Below are 10,001 nucleotides of genomic sequence, written 5' to 3'. Positions count from 1 at the left end.
CCTCCCCATCACCACCACCCGAAACCCGCACCCCCGAAACGGGGTTATTCAGGAGCCTCCTAGCACGCGATGGCCGCGGCTGGCCCACTGCGTCGGCCATGGCCTGTTCGTGCGTGGCGACACCTGGCAGCGGCTCGGTGGCCTACCGACCGCCACGATGAATGAGGACCTCGCGTTCGGGTATCTGCTGTCCGCCGCCGGAATCCCCATCGATCCGCTACCGCTAACCGAGCAGGCCGACGCACCGGACACCCCCGGAGCGGTGATACGCCAAGCCCGGCAATGGTTCTGGTCTTACCCCCAGTACCCGGACGCGGCAACCCTGGCTGCCCGGGCCGGACTCGGCAGCAGCAGCGGCCGGACCTGGCTGACGCTGCAAGGACTTGCCCGCGGCGCGCTATGGCTCGGCCAGTCACCAGCTGTCGCCGCCGCCGTGATGCTGCCGCTGGTCGCCCGCCGCAGGGCGATAGCAGCGGCGATCTCCGCGACGGCGTTGGCCGGCTACGTCGCCCTACCCACAGCTGTGATCGCCGCGCACCGGCGTAGCAACGGTGTACCGGCGCGATCCGGGGCTCGGGAGCTGGCCGGCACACTCACCGCGGCCCTGGTCGCCAGCGGAGGCCCTGGTGGTGCCTGTTCGACATGGCTCGTGCACGGTTGTCCGGCGACCGGCGAGCGCACGCCAAGACCGAGCGGTGACCACAATGGACATCACGACACCGCGCCAAGGACTCCCGGCGGGCGACGCCTTCACGCGCGCATTATCAGCCGGCGCGCCGGCCAGAAGTGTGTCCGCGCTGCTGGCGACCTACAATCGGTGCCCCTTCGACCCGGCCGCCGGTAGGCTGCGGGACAACCCGTTGACGTGGGCGCTGGACAGCCTGCGCGGCCAGGCAGGCGACGCGCTGGCCGAGATCGTCGTGGTCGATGACGGCTCCACCGATCACACCTCAGCCGTGCTGGAGCAGTACCAGGGAACCCCCGGGGCTCCCGTACGCGCGTACCGGCTGCCCGCGCATCGCGGCGCCTTCGCCGCCCGCAACACCGCGGCGCAGATCGCGCGCGGCCGGTGGCTGCTGTTCGGCGACGACGATTGCGTCTTCGGACCTCACTACGCAGTGGGTGCCGCGCACGTGCTGCATGCCCTGCAACAGATCGACCCATGCGTGGGCGCGGTGATGCTGCCCTTCTACTACCGGTCCGTCCGCCCGCACGAGACCGCCGCGGTCGGGCGGATCGGCCGCCTTGACGCTGACCGGGCCGAGTTCGCGACGCGGTTCCACACCTGGCCGGCCGAGTACGGCGGCGACCCACCCCGGCTGCCCGGCGTCGCCGGCGTCGTCGCGCCCCTGCCGGTGCAGCTGATCGGCGGCACGGCATTGATCGACGCTGACGCGCTGCGGCGCGCCGGCGGGTTCGTCGACATGTCTGCCTGGACCAGCTCCTACGCCGACCACTTGCACCTGTCCGCCGACCTCACCGACACCGGCGCACACCTCTATCACTGCCCGGACCCGCGCCTGTCCGCCGTGCACCTGAAGTTCGGCGCAATCGGCCGCTACCGCCTCGACCCGATGGAGCTCGACGCGCCGCTACCTGCGCTCGACCGGCCGCTGCGCGATCTGGTCGATTTGGCCGCCCGACCACGATCGGATACCGGCTGCCGGGTCAGCGACGAAGCCTTCCACCCGGAGATGATCGGCAGCTTCTTCGCGTTCTTCGCCGGTCGCAGCCTGCGCGGCGCGGCGACCTGGGCGCTGCGGATCTGGCGCGACTTCGTCGAAGCCGGGCAGGTTTACACCCTGGCCGTCAGCGCTGCACCACCACCGCAAGCAGCACGGGCTCAGGCATGGCGCGACGGCCTGGCCCGCGGCGCCCGCTCACTCGTCAACGGCGTGCGTCCCGGACGCCCCGCCGACGTCGTTCAGAGCCTGCTCGATGAGGCGTGTGCCGCGGTCGGGCAGGCGCCGATCAGGAACTGGTCGTGAACGCCGCCGCCACCGCGTCCAAGCGCGGCGTCCACCACTCCAACAGCGCATTCGCCGACCGGAACAAGTGATCGCAGGAGACGTCATCGTGCTCGTAGCGCAGCCGCAACTGCCACAGATCGCACACCCGCTGCCACCACAAGCGGTGGACCGCGTCCGCCAACTGGTCATCCGGCGTTACACCGGCCGACCCGCCGACCGAGCCGCCGCCATCGGCGACATCCGGCGGTGGCTGGCCGCCCAGGACCGCGCCGACGCCGCACGCGCAGCCAAGCCCACCACCGCGTTGCCACCGACCGGGCAGCAGCAGCGCATCATCGACGCCTACCAGGCCGGCCACACCATCGCGGTACAAGCCCTCGCCGGTACCGGCAAAACGTCCACCTTGCAGATGCTCACCGCCGCACGTCCGCAGGCGCGCGTGGCGTACATCGCCTTCAACAGAAGCATCGCCGACGAGGCACAGCGTAAGTTCGGCCGCAACGTACGGGCCGACACCAGCCATGCGTTCGCCCGCGAGGCCCTGGCCAGCACACCCCTACGAGGCAAACTTGACCGGATCGGTCAAGGCGCCCGATGGCCCGAACAGTGGACCGAACACCTGAACATCGCCGTCGGCGGCGCCCAAGTGCTCCTACCCGAGAACATCGCCCGGATGGTGATGGCCACCGTGCGCAACTACCGGGAAAGCGCCGCCGACACCATCGGCCGCCAGCATCTACCAGCTTCGGTACCCACCGAGATTGCCGGACTCGGCGATGCGGTGCTGAACTACGCACGGGCGGCCTGGAAGGACATCGCCGACCCCGACGGCAAGCTGCTGTTCGACCACGACGACTACATCAAACTCTGGGCACTCGGACACCCACGCCTGCCCTGCGACGTGGTCTTCTTCGACGAGGCACAGGACATCAATCCGGTGCTGCGTAAGGTGATCCAGGACCAGCCGATGCAGACCGTCGTGGTCGGCGACTCCAACCAGTCCATCTACGGATTCCGCGGCGCCATCGACGCCCTGAAGAACTGGCCCGCACAGGCCACTCTGCCGCTGACCCAGAGCTGGCGGTTCGGGCCGGCAGTCGCCGATGTCGGCAACCGGTTCCTGCACCTGCTTGGCTCACCGTGGCTGCTGGCCGGTAACCCGGCGCTGGAAAGCAGCATCGGCCTCGTCGACAACCCCGACGCGATGCTGGCCCGCACGAACGCCGGAGCGGTCGCCTGCGTGTTCGACGCCTTCGACCGCGGCAAACGCGTGGCACTCATGGGCGGCGGCCGTGCGATCGAAGACATCGCCAAAGCGGCCAAGGACCTACAGGCCGGGCGCGGCACCAAACATCCGGACCTGAGCCGGTTCACCGATTGGGACGAGGTCCGCGCCTACGTCGAAGAGGGCGAGGACGCACAGTCGTTGCGTGCGTTCGTCCGACTCGTGGACCGCCGCGGCGCCGACGGCCTCCTTCAGATGGTCAAGGAGTTGGTCAACGAGAACCAGACGGACGCGGACGGCGACCCCGACTACGACATCGTCGTCTCCACCGTGCACAAGGCCAAAGGCCGCGAGTGGGCACACGTCCAGATCGCTGACGACTTCCCCCAACCCCAGGAAAACCAGGAGACCGGAGAGGTCCAGCTCCCCGACGCCGAGCAACTTCGCCTGGCGTACGTGGCCGTCACCCGCGCGCGACACCGTTTGGAACTGGGCTCTCTGAGCTGGATCGAAGACTTCGCCGAGAACACTGACCGGGCCAGCCTGACGGCAGCCGCAGCGACGGCCAGCCCGCCGTTGGAATGGTCCACTGTGGCTGCGCCGCGCGTTTCGGAAGGCTCGGAGGCCGCCCGGACCGTCGATGAGGCGACCGAGCCAACGTCCCGCGACACGGCAGCAGCGCCGTTGTCAGACACATCCGTCGAGCGAGACGAACTGCCGATCAGCGGCAGCACTGTCGCCGCCGAACACGAAACGCCTGACCCCACAGGCGACATCAGGTCAGCCGTACAGTCTTGGCTGTGCGGGCAACCAGTTACCCTTGACGCCCCTGCCGATCAACGCGAATGGCTCGCACGATGCGTCGCCGACCTCGTCAACGACCGTCGCGTCCGTCGCGCAGCCCTCGCCCAAGACGAGCAGGACTTCGGGCGCGTCTTCGAGCCGGCGCTGGAGGACCGCCTCGTTGACGCATGCGACGCCGACGTGAACAACCCGGCCCTGCTGCTCTACTTCCGCAACGACGACTTCGCCGGGGCGCTCAACGCCTATGCCCGACACGCCGTCTACCACGCAATCAAGGACCACCCGGCACCAGCCGACATCGACTCGCCCGAGGCGCCGGGTCGGCCAGCAGCACCGCAGACCGACAAGACCGGGAACACCACGGATCACACAAGTCGCATGTCGTCGTCCGGCCCACCGGCAACGCACAACCCGGCGCAGTTGGCACTTCTCGACACCGCCCCAGGAACGCCGAGCGGACGCGTGCCGCCGGTCGGACGTACCGGCCACCCCGAAGCCCAAACTGACGCCGTGCGACGGGCACCTGGGATGTAGGCGGCCACAAGCCTGGCTACCACCCTCCCGGCAGCCGGTGCGCACGGGCGTCGAACCACCGGTCGAAGGCTTCGCCGGGCACCACCTACGACTGGAACCCGTCGAGCCGGAGGCCGACAGCGCCCGTCGCCGCCACTTCGCGGAATGGTAACGCCCCAGCAGTAGCTCGCGGCCAGCGCGTCGTGTACCCAGGGCCAAGCTTGAGCCCCGCCGAGAGTCAACCGGTTACGATCCGCGGCAGATGCATGCGACGCGAGGTATGTATCGCCGCTGATGCAACAAACTTGACTATTTGACCCCTATCAGCGAGTCAGGCGGTATGGTCCTCCATCGACAGGAGACCAGCCCTCCGGAGGACGATCATGGGCTTCATGTCCCAAGTCATTCCTGGTTTACGGGATACCCGAACGCCCTTGGCGGTCGGCGCCTTGTGGGTAATAGCTCTGTGGATCGGCTTCGCCTTAATTCCAGATTCGACCCTGGAGCCGTCGAAGGTCCAAGTGATGATCAGCCCGCTCAAGGCAGTGCCAATTGAGCTTACGGTAGCCATTGGCATTCTGGTTACGTATGTCTTTGGGATCTTTATGGAGATGCTCAGCCGTCATTTCCGAAAGCTGTTGTTCGGCTCGTTCCTTGTCGGCTGGACCGTGATGATGATGATCGTCCTCGGAACCGAGCCTCTTCTTGATCAGTTTTGGTCGATCATAACCTCGCTCGTGAGTGTGCTCGCGGTGATGTTCGCCGCGGTGACCGTCGTCGAGTTCGTCCGTTTGCGCAAATCCGCCTCGATGGGGGACGCGGTGGCTTACTCGGTGGAGGAAACGGCGAGGGTCTTTGTGGAGTTCTTCGCTCGCAGGTATCGCGACATAAGGGCCATTTTTCGTCCCGACCGTGGAAGTTTTGAGGAACTTTTAGGTATAGAGCTAGAGGATATATTTGGCAATGATCCAGAAATGCTCCTCAACGCTATGCGGCAAATTAATGGCGGCGTACTTAGCGATGCGGCGGTGTCCATGGGGCTGTCTGTGGAGAAGCTGCATGATGCAGCTTCGGGCGAGCAAAGGACAAAGATTCAGGCATTGCGACCAGATGACCTAATCCGCTATATCTTGCGAGATGATCCCGAAATGGAGGCACTGGCCCGTGGCGTTATGCTTCAGGAGATCACTACATACCCTGCTGCAAGGAGGGCGTTCGCGGCAACGATTTACAACATGGACGCCTTGAAGGAAAACCTCCATGTGCGCCTTGATCAGGCAGAAGTCGATTTGCGCGCCAACGCGCCAGATCTCTTCCAGGAATATGATCGACTCCGAGCAGAAGGGGAGTTCCGGCGAGGCGTTTCTCTGCCGATGTGTGCGATCCTCTCCGGTCTGGGTGTCCTGCTATTCGACCTTTTCTCCCTGAGGCTAACTACAAGCTGGCTGGTGACTCTTCTTGCCGCAGCCGCTGTTGTCGGGTTGACCCTGCACTCTGCAGGATCCCGTAGGCTCACGGAAGCGAATCGCCTCCTCTACTCATGTGTGAAAAGAGGAAAGGCCAACCTCGGCGAACGGAGGCTCTTTGGTTCAGAGTTGTTCATCCCTACGGAGACCACGGTGTTGCCTCGAACGTCGCTGGTATCTTATAAGATAAGGGAGGTTCGGAACGCGCTGATATTGAGGACTCTTGGATGGGCTTTATCCAAGCTGCGAGCGCAGACACGGTGTACGACCTGCGGCCAGCCGGCCGAGCCTAGCCGTATCGGAAATCACCCGTAGCGGCGTCACATAATTCGCTGTCAGCGCAGAGGTGCTTCACCTCCTGCCGGTCTAGCCAGTGCCTCCGTGGCCGGAGCCGCCGGAAAGGGATGGTCAGTCCACGACTCTGGCGCATTCTCTCCCGCGCGATTTTCAATGGGCTGCTTCACCTGAGGCACAGCAGTCGGGGCATCGTGGCTTATAGCGCAAGTCCGTTGGCCCTTCCTACGGCTGGCCTGCGCTATTCTCGGCAATTTCCGGATGCTGTGCCACTTGCCGAACCATTCGCGAACGCCGGTGAGGTACGCGCCATGTCGTAGGCTGTTCGGACACCACGTTGGAAGGTGGCATGAGCGAGACATCTGGAGTAGCCGGTGGGCTGGCCGACCCGGAGCCTCGCGGGGTTAGTCCGTACGCGACGGGTGGCGGCGGTGTCACGCTGGAACGTCGTGTGGCGGTGATGTACCTGATGCGGTTGCTCACCGGTGCGACCGCGGTGGAGTTGCGTGGCCGTCGCGTGGAGCGGCTCGCGTTCCAGCAGGCGCCGGCACATCGTGTGGACGATCTCGTGATCCGCGCGGCGCGCGACGATGGCAGTACCCCGCTGACGCTGAGCGTCGCCGTTCGGCGCGCCCCAGCGTTTACGACGAGTGATCGAGATACCGAGAAGCTTCTCGGCGATCTGATCGCTGATGTGCCCGAATCCCTTCCCGACGGGGCGGAGCGGCGGCTGGCGATTTGTGTCGCTGGGCCGCAGGTGGCCGCGCAGGAGGTGGGTAAGCTCGCTGCTCTGGCGCGCAACCAGGCCGGGGCGGACGGATTCTTCATGCAGATCCGCACGCGGGGGAAGTTCTCGCGGGCCGTGCAAGGTCGGCTTGCCCATCTGGTCAACCTGGTCACGGCGAGTCTTTCGGCCGTCGGTGCCGACACCTCGCCCGGTGGTGCGGAGGCGGCGACGTGGCAGTTGCTTCGCCACCTCGACATTCTGATGCCCCGGGTAGAGGTACCCGACGAGACCGACTGGAGTGAGCTGCTCAACCAGCTCCGGCCGTGGGCGCGTGAACAGACGCTGGCTGCTGCAGCGGCGCTGCGGGACCGCTTGGAGGCCCTCGCTGCGAGCTATGCCCCCGCAGCCGCTGATGTAGATCTTGCGATGGTGCGACGCGACGCCCACGAGTTGCTCGACCCCGATGGTAGTCGGGTTACCTGGCATCGAGGGGAACGTCTGAACTCACGTGAGGACCAGTTCGGACGGGCTGATCGGGCCGCGGGGTGGGCGCAGCAACTCCGTGATCGTGATCCCGAGTTGGCCGTCGCGGTCGCCGTCGCGGCCGTGCGCGAGCTGGCCCCGTCACCCTGCGCCGTCTTGACGTTGTGGGGCCTGACCACGGCCGCCCAACTGCGGCGTCTGCCCATCGGCCACGCTGCCGGTCCGACGTCCTTGGCCTATCTACCTGATCTCGACCAGCTACGCACGATCGATGGCAGCGGCACCGTTTGTACCTGGAAGTCATCCGGCGCGCTTGCCTCGGTGACCTACCTGCCCGGCCAAGATGTCGGCGGTTGCGCGCTACTCAGTCCGGATGGGCAGTACGCCATCATCGCCGAAACCCGCGACCAAGTAGCCCTGTGGCGGATCCCGGACGAGGTCTTCCTTGGCCGTCGGCCACGTACGCCGATGAACGGCTTGGCGCCGTTTTCCTGGGCTGCGAACGGCACCGTCGCTGGCCAGTTCGACTACCGCACCGTGGACATCTACCGGCTGGGCTCGGACGGTCCGAATCATGTGGCCACCTTGGACGTGGGGTTCGTCTCACGCACGGCATGGTCGCCAGACGGCCGTCATCTGGCCGTCGCTGCTGACGACGGCGTGATCCTGTTCGCCGTCGACACGACCATCGAAACGGTCCTGAAGTTGCCCGTAGCGTCCAAGTCAGCGACATTGGCATGGTCACCCGACGGTCGACGGCTCGCCGTGCTGACACCGGCCCGAGGGACATCGGCCATCAGCGTCCACCTCACCGGAAAGCGAAGCCTTCGGGTGTACGACGTCACTGCGGGGGGCGCCGTGGTTACGGCGTGGAAGCTGGCAGCCGCCGACATGCTGGTGTGGTCTCCGAACGCTGCCATGATCGCCTATCTGGCCAAAGGTGACGACAAAGATGACCGCCTTGTGCTCCGCGACGTCGATACCGGCGAGGTCGTAAGGCGCCGGCGACAACCCCTTGACGCCCAGGCGGTGTGGTGGCCCAAAGACGATCAGGTCGTGACTGCAACGTCCATTCATGGCCCGAGGGTCTGGGATCTGGCCAAGGACAAGTCCCGTCAGTTCTCCGCAGGCCGCATCGGGAACGTCTCGTGGGCGCCGAATCACGACCGTGCGGCCATCAGCACCGTCGATGCCGGCCCACGCGTCGTGGGATTCGACCCCACACACACGGTCCGATTGCGCGGCGGCGACGCCAGAACTGTTCAGTGGTCGCCAGCGGGGAACATAGTTGCCGGCGCAGACGGCCCCGTGATCGCTCTGTGGAACCCGTCCACTGGGAAGCGCCTCGGCGTCCTGACCGATGGTCAGCTACCGATCGGCGCGCTCGCCTGGTCGCCTGACGGCAGCCAACTAGCCGCCGCGAGCCACGACTTCTTCGGCGTCCAGCCCGGTCTAATCACGGTCTGGGACGTAACAACACGACGCTCGCTGCGCACCATCGACGGGGCCGGTCCTCTCGCCTGGGCTCCCGACGACCACTCCCTGGCCGGAACGACCGACGGCACAGCCGTGACCATCTGGAACCCACGAACGGGTCAGGTGATCGACGAGTGGCGCACCGATCAAGACCGGGTAAAGAGCCTGCACTGGTCGCCCGACTCCACAAGGCTGGCCGTGCCGATCGACCACCGAATGGAGATACGACACCAAGACAGCGGAACCATCCTCCGCTGCGTTGGACATACCGACCCAATCGACAATACATGCTGGTCACCCGACAGCCGCTACGTGGCAACAGCGGCAGGCTCCGGCCTCACCATTTGGGATCCCGAGCAGGGAAAACCAATGGCGGTATTGTCACTGCCTCGATCGCCATTCCTCGTCGGACTGCATTGGGCTGCCGAGCTAAGCGCTACCCTGCATGACGGCAGCGTCTTGACTTGGCAGCTCCCAGCCGATCTGTGGTCGGCATCAAGCGAAGATGAGGCTCCCGGCCGACAACTGAGCAATGACGAGCGTCAACGGTATGGGCTCCCTCGTCAGAGGCCGTCCCCGACCACGCCATAGCGCCGACACCCCGATCCATCGCCGACACGGTCGGGTAGCCCGATGCATTGCGGCATCGGGGCCCTCTCAGATCCATATGTGTCACTCATCGCGACATCTGTCGCGGGCTATGAGACGCTACGGCCCGAGTGTAGGGTCCCGCTGTCGATGTCATAGGGCACCGCCCGGACCTGGGGACTTCGCGCTCCGTCTCAGGCTATGTCATCGGAGTTGAGTCTCGACGGTGTGGCATTTCCTCGGCCCGCCTGGCGAGTAGGTCCGCCAGCCGGCTGGCGGCTACTGCATGGTGGGGTGCCGCTGCCGCCGTTCGGTGCCGCTGGGATGGGCACACGGAAGCGGCCGGCCAGGCGCAATGTTTGAGCGGCCGCTGGTGGAACTCCGGCCCCTACCCCGAGTTCCGCAGTTCGTAGGCACGCGAGTGTGATCGGTTCTGAGTCGTTGCTGGTCAGCGA

The 10,001-nt window shown here is 65.9% G+C and carries 4 protein-coding genes and 1 pseudogene; all 5 read left to right on the top strand.

Annotation, left to right across the window (positions count from 1 at the left end; all coding sequences use genetic code 11):
- Positions 1 to 7: 7 nt before the first annotated feature.
- Positions 8 to 496: pseudogene (locus tag V6V89_RS42005) on the top strand (glycosyltransferase family 2 protein); the annotation flags it as partial.
- Between the two features lie 208 nt (positions 497 to 704).
- Positions 705 to 1,988, top strand: a complete 1,284-nt coding sequence (locus V6V89_RS40325) for a glycosyltransferase family 2 protein (protein WP_334624982.1) — start codon at positions 705 to 707, stop codon at positions 1,986 to 1,988.
- An 88-nt stretch (positions 1,989 to 2,076) separates the two neighbouring features.
- Positions 2,077 to 4,533 carry a UvrD-helicase domain-containing protein gene (locus tag V6V89_RS40320; RefSeq protein WP_334624981.1) on the top strand — a complete coding sequence of 819 codons (2,457 nt, stop codon included), beginning with the start codon at positions 2,077 to 2,079 and terminating at the stop codon, positions 4,531 to 4,533.
- Between the two features lie 371 nt (positions 4,534 to 4,904).
- Complete coding sequence (locus V6V89_RS40315; RefSeq protein WP_334624979.1) at positions 4,905 to 6,293, top strand: hypothetical protein; 1,389 nt, start codon at positions 4,905 to 4,907, stop codon at positions 6,291 to 6,293.
- A gap of 328 nt (positions 6,294 to 6,621) precedes the next feature.
- Positions 6,622 to 9,549, top strand: a complete 2,928-nt coding sequence (locus V6V89_RS40310; RefSeq protein ID WP_334624977.1) for a WD40 repeat domain-containing protein — start codon at positions 6,622 to 6,624, stop codon at positions 9,547 to 9,549.
- Positions 9,550 to 10,001: the final 452 nt, after the last annotated feature.

It is taken from the genome of Micromonospora sp. CPCC 206061, from assembly GCF_036906915.1.
Classification (GTDB): Bacteria; Actinomycetota; Actinomycetes; order Mycobacteriales; family Micromonosporaceae; genus Phytohabitans.
Note: the sequence above shows the minus strand (reverse complement) of the source record. Positions and strands in the feature narration are given on the sequence as shown.

What these genes read in the sequence shown, in the direction of transcription:
- V6V89_RS40325 (WP_334624982.1), top strand. Translation starts at nt 705, where the DNA reads ATGGACATCACGACACCGCGCCAAGGACTCCCGGCGGGCGACGCCTTC.
- V6V89_RS40315 (WP_334624979.1), top strand. Translation starts at nt 4,905, where the DNA reads ATGTCCCAAGTCATTCCTGGTTTACGGGATACCCGAACGCCCTTGGCG.
- V6V89_RS40310 (WP_334624977.1), top strand. Translation starts at nt 6,622, where the DNA reads ATGAGCGAGACATCTGGAGTAGCCGGTGGGCTGGCCGACCCGGAGCCT.